The following is a 14,526-nucleotide window of genomic DNA, read 5'->3' as shown; positions in this document are numbered from 1 at the left end:
GTGGTTCAGAGGGCGTCGACAAGATCGAGGGCGAGGCCGGGGCGGTCGGTGAACAGGCCGTCAACACCCTGCTGGAGGAGACGCTTGAGGTGCTTCTCCTTGTTGATCGTCCACACCCGCACTCCCATGCCCAGATCATGGCTCATGGAGATCAGGCGGTCGGAGAAACGCTTTGACTTCATGAGAACAATCCCGCCGGGCTTCCAACCAATGTGAACCCAGGAGCCCGCAACAAGATGGGCAGGAGGGTGAATGCCTGCCTTGGCGCAGGCCACGAGAATCGCCAACTCGTGCCATCCCAAACTTCTCTCCAGCTCGGGGCTCGTGAGTTCCCGGACGCGGTCCAGCCACGAATCCCACGAATGTGCGACACAGACGCGAGCTGCGCCCGCGGTTTGGTTGATGGAACGGGCGAGGGGGACGATCGAGTCCCCGTTCTTCAAGTCAATTGCCCACGGCATTTCCGGAAACGCATCGAGCAACTCGGTGATTGTGGGGATCTTGCCGGTTTGACCGCACTGGCCAAAGACGGTGGCCTTCCTCAGTTCGTCGAGGGTGTAGGCCCGGATCGGACCCTTGAGATCGGTGACCCGGTCCAGGGTTTCATCGTGGAACGCCATGGCAATGCCGTCAGCGGACAGCTGGACATCGGTTTCCAACATGTGCGCACCCATGGCAACAGCCTGAGCAAAAGCTTCTAGGGTGTTTTCGGGTGCGAGATCTGCACCGCCGCGGTGTGCGATAACGTGGGGGCGGGCACCGGGCTGCCTGGACAGGATGCTGTCGGGGGCCGGCGTGGGATGGAGTACCGAAGGCAGGCTCACGCTCCCAGTGTATGACTGGGGAGCACTATCCGGGAGAGTCCATGCGGTCTTGTAACGAACTGTTTATCCTGGCGACGCCGGGATGTCACGGAGAAAGGCCCTCATGGACATTCTTCTGAGCGGACTCATCACCGTCTTCGTTCTCGGCGTCGCTTTTCTAGTGGGCAAGATGGTTATCCGCCGGAGGGTACAGAGAGGCGGTGGGCACGACTACGCGGGGATGCCACGAGGCTTCACCGGGGAAGACGAGAAGGAACAGCTCGCTCGAGCAATCCGAGGGGAGGCACCCACCTTCGGGGTGACGAGGCACGACGTCATGACAGGTCCCGACGGTCCATTTCACGTTGGAGTGATCACCGACTACGGGCCGTCGTTCTCCTCGTACGGGAAGTCGACGAGCGTTCACGGGGAAACGTGGAGTTTCCTGGCGATCCCTGTACCGCTTCGGGCGCCGCGCACCGAACTGAAGCCCGAGCAGGGCCGTCCCTACGATGATGTGAATACGGAATGGGATGCGTTCAACCGGGCGTGGGACGTCACGACAGCCCGGGGTGTATTCGCTAATGCTCTGCTCACGGGACCCATGCAACAGTTCCTTATGACGGCGGTTGGCAACCGCATTGTCATCACCCAGGGGTGGATCGCCGTCCTTCGGCCAGGAGAGCAAGGTTCGATTCCTGCCCGGGAGGGCCTGCGGATCGTCTACGGCATCAGAGCCAACATTCCCGGCTTTCTCTGGCAAGAACTGGCGATGTGAACCGGGTCGTGAACATGCACGCGAGCTTACTGAACATGTCACGCAGGTGCCCACCGAACATTCCACACAAGCACATTCTGCGCTTCCCAGTACGTCTCGCTAGTCCGTGCAAGAATAGGGAAACGACCTGTAAGGAGAACCTGTGCAAGTAAATTTCTTCATCATCGTCGTCATCGTTTTCGGTCTCATCCTGGTTGTGGCAGAGCATTTTACGAGGAAGAAGCACGAGAAGAACTTGGCGTATGCGCAGTCGAGAGGCTGGCGCTACCACAAGCAGCATCCCACGCTAGCCAGGGTAGCTGTACAGGTGGTTGGAGGCGGGCGCAGAAGCAACAGTTTCCGAATGGTGTTTGAAGGGCAATCAGCGGGGCGTCCATTCCTTGCAGGTACGGCACGGTGGACTGAATCCAGTGGCTCCGGTAAGAACCGTAGCTCCGAAACCCATTACCGCAGGGTGGTCCTGCGGCCCATCGAACTTAATGTTCGCGATGTTCGGATGGTCAAGGAAAGGTTCTTCAACAACCTGTTTAACCGAGATATTAAGGCCGAATGGGAAGTGTTCAACGAGCAGTGGAAAGTGACGGCACCCGACGAACGGTTCGTGCACGCCCTGCTGAGCCCCACCATGCAGGAATGGCTCATGCGGCACTCTGACCTCAATCTTTGCCTTGATTCGGGCTGGCTCGCCTTCTACACCAACGGTCAGCTTGCAGCCGAGGAAGTTGACTCCATCGTTGCTCGTAGCGATGGGTTCCTTGCCCAAATCCCGCGGTTCCTGTGGCAGGACTACGGATATCCGGGTGGCCGCCGCTAACGAACTAGTTCGATATCTCGGACTCGTGGGGTTCTTCGTTGCTTCCCTCTGAGACTTTCAGGCCGATAACGCACGCGATCAGGACGGCGATAAGAGTGATCCGGAGAGCGGAGAACGGTTCGCTTCCCGTTGCCATGGCCCACACCACCGTGAGGCTTGCCCCGATTCCCGTCCACACGGCGTAGGCCGTTGCCGTTGGGATTGACTTCATGGCCAGCGCCAGGCCGACGGTGGAGACGATAAGGGCAACGAAGAAGATGATCGAAGGAGTTAGAACCGAGAGCCCGTGTGAGGCCCCGAGTGCCGTTGCCCAGATGGCTTCAAAGAAACCGGATCCGATGAGTAGCACCCAGGGGTTCATGACGTCACCTTCAGTCCGACAACGCAGGCAACAATCCCAAGCAGGCACAGCAACTTAACCGTGGTGGCTTTCTCAGCTCCCGTAGCTAGTGCCCACACGGTTGTCGTCACAGCCCCGATCGCCGTCCACACGGCATAGGCCGTGCCGGTCGGAATACTCGTCATTGCCCAGGCGAGCCCACCAAGAGAAATGATGGAAGCGACAACGAAGATGAGGCTGGGTATGGGCTTGCGTAGCCCGTCTGATTGGCCGAGAGCCGTCGCCCAGACGGCTTCGAACAGACCGGATGCTACGAGAACAAACCAGTTCATTAAGTGCGTGGTCCTAGAAGAAGTAGTTGCCGGAGGATCCTAAACGTAACAGGAGTCCCTAGAGGTAGGGGTTGTATCGCAGGGAGTTGACCTTGCAGGCGCACTCGGTTGCAATGTTCAGCGACGAAGCAATCTCTCCGTTGGCCCTGGCCTCGAGGAGGCGGGGAACGACCCTGTCTCGGAGGGTCCACGGATCGATCGTGTTCACGTAGATCTTTGTGCCGCCCTCGAACCCGGCCAGAGTGGAGACCCGCCACTTGAGCAGAATCCGCCACGGCATCGGCATATCAACATCGATCGGCTTATGGTGCCACTCTTCGTTCGTGGCAACAAGCGGGCCGGTCGCAACGTGGAGGGCGTGAAGCATGTCGGACATGCCGCGTTGCTCCTCGGCGGTCTGCAACCACGGCATGGGTTCGGCCGCCTTCGAATACACCTCGAGGGTGGGGTAGCGGTGGCCGAAGCCAGCAAACGCCACGGCGTGCCGGTTTTCGGCAATGATGAGATTCTGGAAACCCGCGTAGTCGACACCGAGCTCGTTGTAGACATTTGGGTTGCTCCGTACCTTCGCCACCTCCATCTCCGCGTTGACGGACCGCTGGTCGATACCGACAAGCTGCTTGTGGAGGTGATCGAAGGATGCGCCAGCTGGTTTCAGCCAGTTCTGGAACACCTGGACGTAGCGCATGTACCGGTTTGTCGCGTACAGGTCCCTCATTGCGTCAATCGTGAGCTTCATGTACATCTCGTGCTCGGCCGGCGTGAGAGTGGCTGATGCTGCAAGCTCGTTGTTCATCTCAGCGCCTTCAACAAAGTGGCGCTTTGAAATGATGACGTCATGCCCGCCGCCGAAGAAAGCATTCGCGCCTTCCAGGCGTTCAGACTCGGGAATTCTGATCCAGTCGTCGTAGCTCATGCCGGAAGCGGTGGCCTTGGCCTGGAGGACCTTGAGGACGTGGGCCTTGCCGGCGGGGTCCGACAGGTAGCGGTCGCGACGGTGCGCCGCCTCCGGAGGAAGCTTGTACCCGTAATTCTTGGTCCAGTAGTCGAAGGACAGGATTTCGAAAAGATTCGGGACCCGGCGGAACTCCCACGGCTTCATCAGGTCATCTACACCGGTTGAGGCGAGAATCTTGGAGCCGTTATCCGTGGCGACGATGCGGGACTTCTCGGGAGGCGAGTCTAAGACGCGCTGGGTGCAGAACGCGCAGTGTTTGCCGTGGGCCTCGTGATCAATCGGTTCGGGATGAGGGTTGGCGAGAGTCAGCGGACGGTTGGCACGTCCCGGGACTGTCCAAACCTCTGTTCCAGAGAACGGGTTGATCTGCTTGACCGTCCCGTCAGCCATTGTCGTGAGCGGTGCGGGCTGTGAAAAATGAGGCTGTGCCATGACTTAAGCGTATACGGTAAGTGGCCGGCATCCGGGAAGGAGGCAGAAAACCCAGACACCGGCCACTAGCCCCACGCCGCCGTGGATGCGGCTATCCGATCAGAGTCGGAGGATTTGGCTGGCCTCGTCAACAAGACCAGAAACTACATGGATTTCGTACGTTGAGGCCCGTGTTGTTGCCACCGTGCTGAAGTCGCGCTTGCCACGCCACACGGCATGGCTAATGGCGCCGGAAATGGCACCAAATATTGCGCCGAGCAACATGGAGACAAGGATGACCCGCCACGCAATTACGGGAGCGAAGATCGTGAAGATCAGGCCAAGGAAAAGTCCCATCCAGATACCGGAAAGGGCACCCTGCAGTGCCGCGGTCCACGTGGTCTTTCGCCCGGTGACCTGCTCAACCGTTTCGAGACCGAGGCCGACGATGCGGACGTTCTCGACGGGGAACCCAGCATCCGAGAGAGTATCAACGTGGTGTTGCGCTTCGGAGTAGGAGCGGACGGAAGTAAGGACTCGGTAGTTGATGGTCGACGCGTGCGAACCGCGCGGAGCATCATCATGTGCAAAGGGGGACTGCGACTGGGGCGCCCCGGGAGTCATCTCATTTCTGTCCATACACCTCACGGTAAGGACCGTCGCTGTACCAGGCGTTCAGGTTGCCTGAATGTTTGCTGGACAGTGTCCCGGTAGAGAAAATGACTAGGCTACGGAGAAAAGCAAGTCCTTGACTGGGAAAGAAGGCCTCGACTGGATATGGTTCGAATCCCTTATTGCGCGATTCCTCAAGAGACTGCGGGCCGACTCTTGCCGAGGAAGATCCGGTCAAGATAGGGGGTGCCGAACCGACCCTCCGGGTCGGTTGTTTCCACGAGGTCCCGGAACTGCCCGAGAAGCGGATAGGCAGATTCAAGATATTTAGAACTTCGGGAATGGATCTTCCCCCAGTGGGGGCGGCCCCCGTGGCGGGCCAGGATTTCCTCAACAGCGGTGAAGTATTCCTTGTAGGGATCACGAACAAAACGATGAACGGCAATGTAGGTGGAGTCCCGCCCGTAGGCAGTCGACAGCGGAACGGTGTCCGCGCCTGCAATACGCACTTCGATTGGGAACGAAATTCGCCAATCCCCGCCGTCAATCATCGTGCGAATCTCGGTGAATGCGGCGATGCCGTTCTCGGCGGGGACCGCGTACTCCATTTCGTTGAAGCGCACCCGGCGGGGTGAAACAAATACTTCGTGCGCGGGACCGCGGTACGTGCGGCCACTAGCAATCTTCGTCGCTATCCGGTTGATAGTTGGCACCACCTTGGGGAAGCGCGAGCCGGCCTCGAGAGCCACCCTCAGCCCACCATTGTCAATAACCTCTTCGGAGAGAGTCCGTGCGAAACGGGAGCGGAACGGTGCCCCCGACAGCTCCGCTGGTGCATCGGCTCCTCCGGGCACGCGAGTATTCGACTTCAGGAGAACGTGCTCGGAGTGCGGAAACCAAAAGAACTCGACATGATCGGTTACCTTTGCTCTGTCCACGAAGGTCTCTTCGATCTCGGCAAGGGGGAGCTGTTCCTCAACCGCGATGATGTCGAAGGCAGGAACGCACTGGATTTCGATTTCGACAAGAATGCCAAGGAGACCAAGGTGCACGACGTAGAACGGGAAATTCGGATCGGAGTCGGCCACGTCAACAAGCTCGCCGCTAGCGTTAACGATCGTTACGCCGGTGACCATCCCGGCGAAGCCCGTGAACTGAAGCCCGGTTCCATGGGTTCCCGTTGAGACCGCGCCCGCGAGTGACTGCGCGTTGATGTCGCCCTGGTTCGCAAGTGCCAAGCCGTACGGTTCCAGCAAAGCAGGGATGTCCCGTAACCGTGTTCCTCCACGGAAACGCACCCTGCTGGATTCTCGGTCGGCGGAGACGATCCCGCTGAGGCGGTCAAGGTTGAGCAGGGTGCCCGATGTTGCGGCGACGGGGGAGAAGGAGTGACCTGCACCAACGGCACGAATGCACTTGGAAGCCCTGACGATGTCCCGGACTTCGTCGACGGTGTCGGGCTGTACGAAAGATGCTGGTGTGACGCGCACGGAGCCGGACCAGTTCTTGAACTCCATCAGAATCTCCATCCCCTGCCCCGATACGTCTTCCACGTGTCGACAATTGACCCTCCCGAAACCGCCGTAACGCTCGGGAAGTGCTCGAGAAGCTCCCCGGCCTTGGCGTGACGGAGGAACACGTGATCGCCAAGATTCAGCGTATCTGCGGCCTTTCCTTTCAGCGGGGTCTGGACTTCGCCGGGGCCTTCGGTGGGCGAATAAGCAAGGCCGCGGGGCCAGTCGATATGAGGAAGGCGGTCCGCCCCTGCGGGGCCGGAGGCGATCCATCCGCCTTCGAAGACCGTTACCCAACCGGGGGCCGGTCGACGAACAACGGGAACGGCAGCGAACAGGGAGGGCTCGTGGCGGAAATGTTCATATCCGTCAAACAGGCCGGGGGAGTAGATGCCGGAGCCGGCAGCAACCTCCGTGAGGCTACCTTCCCCGGCCGAGGATTCGAGCGAACCGGTTCCACCACCATTGACGAACTCCAGGTCGACTCGGTCTCGCACAGCGCGGACGATTGCCGTGCGGCGTTCCGTTAGGTCAATGGCTGACCTCCCCTGCATGCCCCGCACCGCACGCGCCTTCGCCCCTTTGCCTGCGTTGCCCACGCCGGCGATCTGCCCCTCGTAACACATGAGGCCAACCGTGGTGAACGGACTGGACTCAATTCTGCCAAGCAGGTCAAGGGCCTGCTCCGGGATGCGGATCGGGGAGCGACGAGTACCAATGTGGATCGACCCGATCCGGAGGGATCCATCGATATCGATGCAGAGGCGGAGCGGAACATTCCCGACCGCGTGCTCGAGGAACTCGATGTGCTCGACAGAGTCGATCATGAGGGTGATAGTGGCTAGAGCATCGGCGGAGCCTGCGAGCGAGGCGAGCGCCCTCTTGTTGACCGTCGGGTAGGCGACAACTATGTCGGTGAAACCATCGTTGTGAAGCTCCAGCGCCTCGGGAAGAGAGAATGCCAGAATCCCCGCATAGCCGTCGAGGGCAAGGACCCGTTTGAGGAGTTCCGGAACGCGAATTGACTTCGAAGCGAGCCGGATTGGAACCCCACCGGCTCTGCGAATAAGGCTCTCGGCATTGCGGTCGGCAGCATCCAGGTCAAGGACGGCGAGGGGCCCGTCGAGGCCAGCAACGGCGTGACGTGTGCGGGAGGTCACCATGATGGGAGTGTAACGGGAATCCAGCATAGAATGTGGCCGGATTTGAATTGAGGGATGTGTGAATAAAACTCGGATGCCCAGGGAAATCTGGGTACTCGTGGCGGCTGCGCTGGCGGTGGCACTCGGCTATGGAATTGTCGCCCCGATCATTCCCCAGTTTGCTCGGTCCTTCGACGTTTCGATCACCGCCGCCAGTGCACTGACGTCGGTTTTTGCGGGTACGAGGCTCCTGTTTGCCACGCCTGGCGGAAAGCTCATCGACACGTTCGGTGAGCGAAAAATGTACATGACGGGGCTCTTGATTGTTGCCGTCTCCTCCGCCGCCTCCGGCTTTGCGCAGTCCTACGTGCAACTACTGGTGTTGCGCGGCTTGGGCGGAATCGGATCGATCGTGTTCTCCGTTTCCGCCATGTCTCTCATCATTAAGCTTTCCCCACCCGACCACAGGGGAAGGGCCTCATCGCTCTACGGTTCGGCCTTCCTGCTGGGCAACATCCTCGGCCCCTCGCTTGGCTCACTGCTTGCCGTGTGGGGTATGAGACTGCCGTTCTTTATTTATGCAGGAACACTTTTCATTGCGTTTCTCGTCATTCTTATTGCTCTGCCCGAACCCGAGCGCGAATTGCCGGGCAAGGACGGGGTTGCGGAAGCCCCGATGACGGTGGGAGAAGCCATAACGTCTCCCACCTACCGGGCTGTTCTCGTCACGGGCTTCGCCCACGCGTGGACAAACATGGGAGTGCGGCTCACGATGATCCCACTCGCAGTGGGCGTGGCCGCAGGCTATGACGACTGGGTATCGGGTGCTGCCCTGACCGCCGGTGCAATCGGCACCGCGATCTCGCTCCTGGTAGCCGGAAGCTGGTCCGACCAATACGGCCGCATGAAGATCATCGTTCCAGGTCTCTTTGCGTCCGGCCTCATGACCATCGTCTTCGGCAACCTTGACAACCCCTACCTTCTTGTCGGCGTCTGCCTGCTCACGGGCCTGGGAGCCGGTCTCATCCAGCCCGGCCAGCAGGGTGCTGTCGCGGATGTTTTGGATGGTCGGGCGGGCGGCAAGGTCGTGTCGACATTCCAGATGGCGGGAGACGTCGGCCAGATCGTCGGCCCCCTTCTCGCGGGTCTCCTCGCGGACCATCTCGGATACAGCGCCGCCTTCACCATCTCCGGCATCATCCTCATCGCGGCAATCCTCGCTTGGCTTCCCGCACGCGGCGACGCCTACCGCGGATACCGCGCCTCGGAACAGTAAGCAGGCTCCCTCTCAAGCGGTAGATTCTCCACCTCTGAACAGCAGGCAGGCTTCCGCTTGAGCGGTCAATGCCCTAGATGCCAAACCGTAAGCAGTCTTCTGTCGAACGAGAAAAAGGTCTTCCAGTTGATCCGTGCGCGGTCCCTCGGCGGTGCCGTAAGTGGCCTTCCGCTCGGGGAGGAGTGTCTCGCATGAGCGATCCGCAACCTCCTCTCCAAGTAGAACCACCTCTTCTTAACGGAGTGGGCGCGCGCAAATAGCGGGGATGCGTGGGTTGTGAGGTGCCGTACCGACTGCTCTAATCGGACATTTCGCCCGTCATACTGCGCAAAGATCCCCTTTCGGTGGAGAATCTGTCTTAAATTTGCAAGAAACATGCGAATTGTGCTCCGTATCACCTCATTGTGTGCCAAACTACCAGAATGTTGATGGGCGGACGCCGTCCCGAGGATAGGAAAGCATATGAAACAGCTTGAGGAATCAGTGGAGTCCTTTCTGGGCACCCTCGGCGGGATTATCTGGGGGCCCTGGGTTCTCATACCTCTTCTCGCAATCACGGGACTTCTGCTCACCATTCGACTTCGTGGCATCCAGTTTACGAAGCTGATCCCGGCGCTCCGGCTCGGTATCAAGGATAGGAAGGATGCCGACGCGGAAGAAGGTGATGTGTCCCAGTTCCAGGCACTCACTACCGCGCTTGCTGCCACGGTCGGTACCGGCAATATTGTCGGTGTTGCTACCGCGATCGCTCTCGGCGGTCCGGGTGCCGTGTTCTGGATGTGGGTGACGGGAATTCTCGGCATGGCATCCAAGTACTCGGAGGCTTTCCTAGCGGTTCGGTTCCGGACAAAGGACGATGCTGGTGAGGCCTCGGGCGGTCCCCAGTACTACCTTGAGCGTGGCATTACTTGGAAGATCGGTAAGGTTTCGGTCGGCAAGGTCCTTGCCATTATGTTTGCCGTCTTTGCCGTCATTGCTTCCTTTGGAATCGGTAACCTCACCCAAGCCAACGCTATCGCCCAAAACGTTAGCGCCTCCTGGAATATTGAAACCTGGATCATTGGCCTCGTTCTCATGCTTGGTGCCTTCGCGGTTCTTGTTGGCGGAATCAAGTCGATCGGCAAGGTGACCGAGAAGTTTGTTCCCTTCATGATCCTCGTCTACGTTCTTGTCTCCATCTGGATTCTGATCGTTAACGCCGGAACAATTCCCGAGGCTTTCGGAATGATCTTCACCGATGCCTTCACGGGCACCGCTGCCACGGGCGGCTTTATCGGTGCCACGATTGCCGCAGCTATCCGCTTTGGTATGGCGCGAGGAATCTTCTCCAATGAATCCGGCATGGGATCCGCGGCAATTGCAGCAGCCGCTGCGAAGACAACGCACCCGGTCCGTCAGGGACTTGTCTCCATGACCCAGACCTTTATCGACACCATCATTGTCGTTACCTGCACCGCACTCGTTCTTATCACCACGGGAGCGTGGCGAACCTCGGAAGAGGATGCTGCGTTGGCTACCGGTGCGGGCTTCTCGACGGGCCTGCCGGGCGAGTGGGGCCACTGGGTTGTCACCATTGCACTTGCAATGTTTGCGTTCTCAACCCTGCTGGGCTGGTGTTACTACGGTGAACGCTGTGTTGAGCGGCTGATCGGCAGAAAGGGTGTCATGCCCTACCGCATTATCTTCTGCCTCGTGGTCTACGTTGGTGCCACGACCTCCCTGTCGCTCGTCTGGAGCTTTGCGGACGTCATGAATGGTCTCATGGCACTGCCCAACCTTGTCGGGCTCATCGTTCTGTCGGGCCTTATCGCCCGTGAAACCAGGCACTACCTCAAGAATGACCCGAAGCTCACCGCGAGCAAGGAGGAGATCGACCGGTTCATGGAGGGCCACGATGGCGGGATTGATACCTACGAAATCACCGGCCGCTAGCATCAGCCGCTAGCGCCGCCAGTCCGCACCGGCCCAGTGTCGGCGCTAATTGCCCGTGGCAACGAGGGAGCGAGCGCCCCTCTGTCAGCGAGCACGCTTAGCCCGGTAGGGACTGCCTGAACCGACCTGTCAGGAACCTGATGCCTTGACTCGCGACAGGTCGGCTGCGCCGATGATGCCTGCGTCGTTGCCGAGAGTGGCGGTCACGATCGGGATGGTTGACTCGCGCCCGCTTGCTGCCGTGTAGGAACGGAAGGCTTTGGTGATGGGGTTTCGGACAACGTCACCGGCTTCGGACACTCCGCCCGCGAGGACAAACATTTCGGGATCGAGGATCAACGAAAGGTCAGATAGTGCCTGCGCCGTATACCCTGCCATGGAGTCGATGGCGCCGAGGGCGGCTTGGCATTGGAGCTGCGCGGCCTGGGTGACGGTGTAGCCCGTGATCTGAGTGGCGTCCCCATCGACGAGGCCCAGGAGGGTTCGTGCCATAGCGGGGTTGAGTTCGGCTGATTCCTTCGCAAGCCGGACAAGAGCTGTTCCTGAACCGTACTGCTCCCAACATCCCAGGAGCCCGCACCCACATCTCTTGCCACCCGGCACAACATTGAGATGACCGATCTCCCCGGCATATCCCTGGCCTCCGGTGAGTAGCTTGCCGTTCATGATGATCCCGCCACCGATTCCGGTTCCAAGAGTAATGAAAACTATCGACGAAGCATCGGTTGCTACCCCGAACTGGAACTCTCCCCAGGCGGCTGCGTTAGCGTCGTTTTCTACCACGGTCGGAAGGCCGGTTGCTTCCTCGAGTTTGTCAGCCAGGGGCTCGTCGCGCCACGCAATGTTGGGAGCAAACACAACGGTGCGGCGAGTAGCGTCAATGAATCCCGCGGCGCCAACACCGATGGCGGAGGGACGGTGTTCCTCTGTTAGCTCCTGTGCAACCTCAAGGATGCTGGCGACAATGGACGACGCGTCCGCCGCCCGCGAGGGGCGACGAACGCGTGCAATGATTTGACCACCGTCATCGACGACTCCGGCGGCGATCTTTGTCCCGCCGACATCAATACCTAATGCAACACCCATGCTGTTATCGTCCCACGTTCGCGGATCAAAATAGGTGTAATGCATGTGAGGTGCACGAATTTACTTGGCGTGCTTGCCCTTCTTGCGGGACACGTAGATCGATCCGGCACCGGCAACGATCAGGCCAGCAGCAAGGGCGGCCTGGTATTCAACCGATCCGCCAGTGAATGGCAACTCCTCGGGCTCTTCCTCCTCGTGGGCAACAGGCGCGTTCACGGCCTGGCGGGGAATGATCGAGTTAACGCCGTAGCCCTCGTTGCGCCTGTTGTAGTTGTCCCAGACGTTTTCGATACGTTCGCGCCAGCTGGCGTCTTCACCTGGTTCGTCCTCTTCGGGAGGATCTACGGGGTCCGGGTCGACCGGGTCGGGGTCGGTCGGTTCCGTGGGGTCAACCGGCGGCTCAGTGGGTTCCGGTCCTTCCGTGGGTGGGTCGGTCGGCTCGGGTTCCTCGGTGGGTGGGTCCGTGGGCTCGGGTTCGTCTGTCGGAGGTTCAGTGGGCTCCGGTTCCTCGGTCGGAGGTTCAGTGGGCTCCGGTTCCTCGGTCGGGGGATCGGTCGGATCGACGGGCGGGTCCGTGGGACCGGGCTCATCGGTCGGCGGATCAGTGGGGCCCGGCTCGTCGGTTGGGGGATCGGTGGGATCAACCGGTTCGGTCGGCGGATCCGTCGGATCAGTAGGGCCGGTCGGAGGATCGGTTGGCGCAGGCTCTTCAGTGGGCTCGTCCGTGGGGTCGATCGGGTCCGGCTCCGGATCCTCCGTGGGATCTTCGGTGGGTTCGGGCTCCGTCGGGTCCGTGGGGTCGGGGTCGACCGGATCCGGTTCGGGGTCGGAGGGGCTCGGCTCGTCGGTGGGTTCGTCCGTGGTGGTGGCGAGAGCCGTGGGCTCCGATTCGTCCTCTGTGGGCTCCACATCGGCTGGGGTGGACTCCCCAGTTTCCGTGTCCGTTTTTACCCCGTTTTCCATCGCTGAGAGGGTTGCTTGGCCGGACTCACCGAGCTCGATCACGGCATCGATGACCGCCTCGTCGGAGGGGGTCTGGTTCACCGCCGCGAAGGCGGGGAGGGGTGCCAAGGCCATGGTGATGGCGGCGAGGGAAACCCCGCTAATCCGGGCTTTTCTGCTTGTCATTCTGCCTTCTCCCAAAGGGTTTTCGATAGCTTCTCGAGCGGACTTTTTGGACCGTCGCAGGGGCGGTCCGAGACGCTGGACTGCAACTACTTATGTTCACATCTTGTGCCGGTACGAGGATAGCGGATTGCGTCAAGTGGAAGGTGAATAGAACGTGAACAAGTCATTTTTAACTGGTGCGATGATCCGGACGCTGTGCAAGAGTTGTCACCAGGCCCCCAAGGGTCACCACCTCGGTGGCAAGTCACGAGAAACTACCCGAAAGGACTGTGACCATGGCAACCCCCAACCAGATCCAGGACGAAGACGGCGCGATTATCGCCATCAAGAACTTCATTGGCACTGCGAGGACCGACCTTCAGACCGAAAACACCCGCATCGGCGGCCAGATCGATAGCTGGCGTCCGCAGTGGCAGGGTGAAGGTTCCGATTCCTTCAACAACTTCCGCGGCGCATGGGACACGCGCTTTGCTGCTCTCATGGCGACTCTCGATGAGTTTGAAGCAAGCCTCGGTGCGACCAGTGCTGACTTCCAGAGCACGGACTTCGACTCCGGCTCGGCCTTCCGTGGCCTGACAGCAACCATCGAATAAGACGACCTCATCCACGAAGGAGTAACACTATGAAGAACATTCGGTACAACCTCGACCAGCTCCTCACCGGCCAGGAGGACATGAACAAGGGTGCGACAAACATTGACGACATCCTTGAGGTCCTCGAAGGCCAGGTCGGCCCGCTCATTGAGCGCTTCGTTGGTGATTCATCGACCGCCTACTACGCAGCCCAGTTCAAGTGGAACAACCAGTCCGCTGAGCTCAACTCCATGTTCGTCCAGGGCTCCAACCAGGTTGGTAACTCGGCCCAGAACATGAACCAGGCTGACATCACCGGAGCTAACCGCTTCCGCGCCTAAACCGCTAGAGGTGCACCGTGACGACGCGTCGCGGTGCACCTCACTCTCGCGTGGCCACCATCACCGTTCCGTGAAAGGACAACCATGAATTCGGTGAAACTAGACCCGGAAGTTTTCCTGGCCCAGCTGAACGAACTAACGGACATCACCGATGACTTCAGCAAGGCCCAGTCCGACCTGCAAACAGTCATCAGTGACTACTGGACTTCCCTTGGCGAACTTAACCAGTTTGAGGGGCCGCAGAATGCCGTGATAGCCGACCTTGTGACGGCCTTTAACGGGATTAAGGGCTCGTTTGAACACCTTGCGATTGACCTGCGGGCCACCTTTGATGGCATGGCGAACTCGGATGAGGTGTCCGCATCCGACATGGCCAGCATCGCATCCGAACTTGAAGACCTTGATGACTCGGTCGATTCAATCGGTGACATTGTTACCCCGCCCACTGGCGGTGGCGGACTCACCTACACAATGGTCTAGGAGGAAC

16 protein-coding genes are annotated in these 14,526 nt (G+C 59.8%); 7 read left to right on the top strand and 9 right to left on the bottom strand.

The window, feature by feature from the left end:
* Positions 1 to 5 precede the first annotated feature (5 nt).
* Positions 6 to 824 (bottom strand): glycerophosphodiester phosphodiesterase family protein, encoded by an 819-nt coding sequence (locus EJ997_RS08945; protein ID WP_126704245.1) that lies wholly within the window; start codon positions 822 to 824, stop codon positions 6 to 8.
* An 82-nt stretch (positions 825 to 906) separates the two neighbouring features.
* Here EJ997_RS08945 and EJ997_RS08940 point away from each other — a divergent pair, with 82 nt between their 5' ends.
* Both EJ997_RS08940 and EJ997_RS08935 read left to right on the top strand, forming a co-directional pair.
* The gene (locus EJ997_RS08940; RefSeq protein WP_126704244.1) at positions 907 to 1,581 is read left to right on the top strand and encodes a hypothetical protein; all 675 of its coding nucleotides are present in this window, start codon (positions 907 to 909) and stop codon (positions 1,579 to 1,581) included.
* A gap of 142 nt (positions 1,582 to 1,723) precedes the next feature.
* Entirely contained in the window at positions 1,724 to 2,395 is a 672-nt protein-coding gene (locus EJ997_RS08935) for a hypothetical protein (protein ID WP_126704243.1), read from the top strand.
* Between the two features lie 4 nt (positions 2,396 to 2,399).
* On the opposite strand, the gene EJ997_RS08930 is transcribed toward EJ997_RS08935, so the two are convergent.
* The 6 genes from EJ997_RS08930 to EJ997_RS08905 all read right to left on the bottom strand — a co-directional run bounded on the left by EJ997_RS08930 (position 2,400) and on the right by EJ997_RS08905 (position 7,725).
* On the bottom strand, positions 2,400 to 2,756 hold the full coding sequence (locus EJ997_RS08930) for a DMT family transporter (RefSeq protein ID WP_126704242.1): 357 nt from the start codon (positions 2,754 to 2,756) through the stop codon (positions 2,400 to 2,402).
* Entirely contained in the window at positions 2,753 to 3,067 is a 315-nt protein-coding gene (locus EJ997_RS08925; protein ID WP_126704241.1) for a DMT family transporter, read from the bottom strand. The genes EJ997_RS08930 and EJ997_RS08925 overlap by 4 nt, the downstream gene beginning before the upstream one ends.
* A 58-nt stretch (positions 3,068 to 3,125) precedes the next feature.
* Entirely contained in the window at positions 3,126 to 4,457 is a 1,332-nt protein-coding gene (locus EJ997_RS08920) for a DUF4921 family protein (protein WP_126704240.1), read from the bottom strand.
* Positions 4,458 to 4,556: 99 nt separating this feature from the next.
* A complete protein-coding gene (locus EJ997_RS08915; RefSeq protein ID WP_228201450.1) occupies positions 4,557 to 5,075 on the bottom strand; it encodes a general stress protein in 519 nt (172 codons plus the stop codon).
* 167 nt (positions 5,076 to 5,242) lie between these two features.
* Entirely contained in the window at positions 5,243 to 6,601 is a 1,359-nt protein-coding gene (locus tag EJ997_RS08910) for a D-arabinono-1,4-lactone oxidase (protein WP_126704239.1), read from the bottom strand.
* On the bottom strand, positions 6,565 to 7,725 hold the full coding sequence (locus tag EJ997_RS08905) for an amino acid deaminase/aldolase (RefSeq protein WP_126704238.1): 1,161 nt from the start codon (positions 7,723 to 7,725) through the stop codon (positions 6,565 to 6,567). Before EJ997_RS08905 ends, EJ997_RS08910 begins: the two co-directional genes overlap by 37 nt.
* A gap of 58 nt (positions 7,726 to 7,783) precedes the next feature.
* Here EJ997_RS08905 and EJ997_RS08900 point away from each other — a divergent pair, with 58 nt between their 5' ends.
* Both EJ997_RS08900 and EJ997_RS08895 read left to right on the top strand, forming a co-directional pair.
* Positions 7,784 to 8,980 carry an MFS transporter gene (locus tag EJ997_RS08900; RefSeq protein ID WP_206501630.1) on the top strand — a complete coding sequence of 399 codons (1,197 nt, stop codon included), beginning with the start codon at positions 7,784 to 7,786 and terminating at the stop codon, positions 8,978 to 8,980.
* 462 nt (positions 8,981 to 9,442) lie between these two features.
* Positions 9,443 to 10,912 carry an alanine/glycine:cation symporter family protein gene (locus EJ997_RS08895; RefSeq protein WP_126704237.1) on the top strand — a complete coding sequence of 490 codons (1,470 nt, stop codon included), beginning with the start codon at positions 9,443 to 9,445 and terminating at the stop codon, positions 10,910 to 10,912.
* Positions 10,913 to 11,041: 129 nt separating this feature from the next.
* Here the strand turns inward: EJ997_RS08895 and EJ997_RS08890 are convergent, their stop codons facing one another.
* Together EJ997_RS08890 and EJ997_RS13195 are read right to left on the bottom strand one after the other, a co-directional pair.
* On the bottom strand, positions 11,042 to 11,998 hold the full coding sequence (locus EJ997_RS08890; protein WP_126704236.1) for an ROK family glucokinase: 957 nt from the start codon (positions 11,996 to 11,998) through the stop codon (positions 11,042 to 11,044).
* 60 nt (positions 11,999 to 12,058) lie between these two features.
* Positions 12,059 to 13,126: a hypothetical protein gene (locus EJ997_RS13195; RefSeq protein WP_206501629.1), complete on the bottom strand. Its 1,068-nt coding sequence runs from the start codon at positions 13,124 to 13,126 to the stop codon at positions 12,059 to 12,061.
* A gap of 275 nt (positions 13,127 to 13,401) precedes the next feature.
* On the opposite strand from EJ997_RS13195, the gene EJ997_RS08880 reads away from it, so the two are divergent.
* From EJ997_RS08880 to EJ997_RS08870, 3 genes are all read left to right on the top strand, one after another.
* Entirely contained in the window at positions 13,402 to 13,719 is a 318-nt protein-coding gene (locus tag EJ997_RS08880) for a WXG100 family type VII secretion target (protein WP_126704235.1), read from the top strand.
* Positions 13,720 to 13,748: 29 nt separating this feature from the next.
* Positions 13,749 to 14,039, top strand: coding sequence for a WXG100 family type VII secretion target (locus EJ997_RS08875; RefSeq protein ID WP_126704234.1), 291 nt, complete (start codon positions 13,749 to 13,751; stop codon positions 14,037 to 14,039).
* An 84-nt stretch (positions 14,040 to 14,123) separates the two neighbouring features.
* Positions 14,124 to 14,519 (top strand): hypothetical protein, encoded by a 396-nt coding sequence (locus EJ997_RS08870; RefSeq protein WP_126704233.1) that lies wholly within the window; start codon positions 14,124 to 14,126, stop codon positions 14,517 to 14,519.
* Positions 14,520 to 14,526 lie beyond the last annotated feature (7 nt).

It is taken from the genome of Flaviflexus ciconiae, from assembly GCF_003971195.1.
In the GTDB taxonomy this organism is placed as follows: domain Bacteria; phylum Actinomycetota; class Actinomycetes; order Actinomycetales; family Actinomycetaceae; genus Flaviflexus; species Flaviflexus ciconiae.
This window is presented reverse-complemented; position numbering and strand designations above follow the sequence as displayed.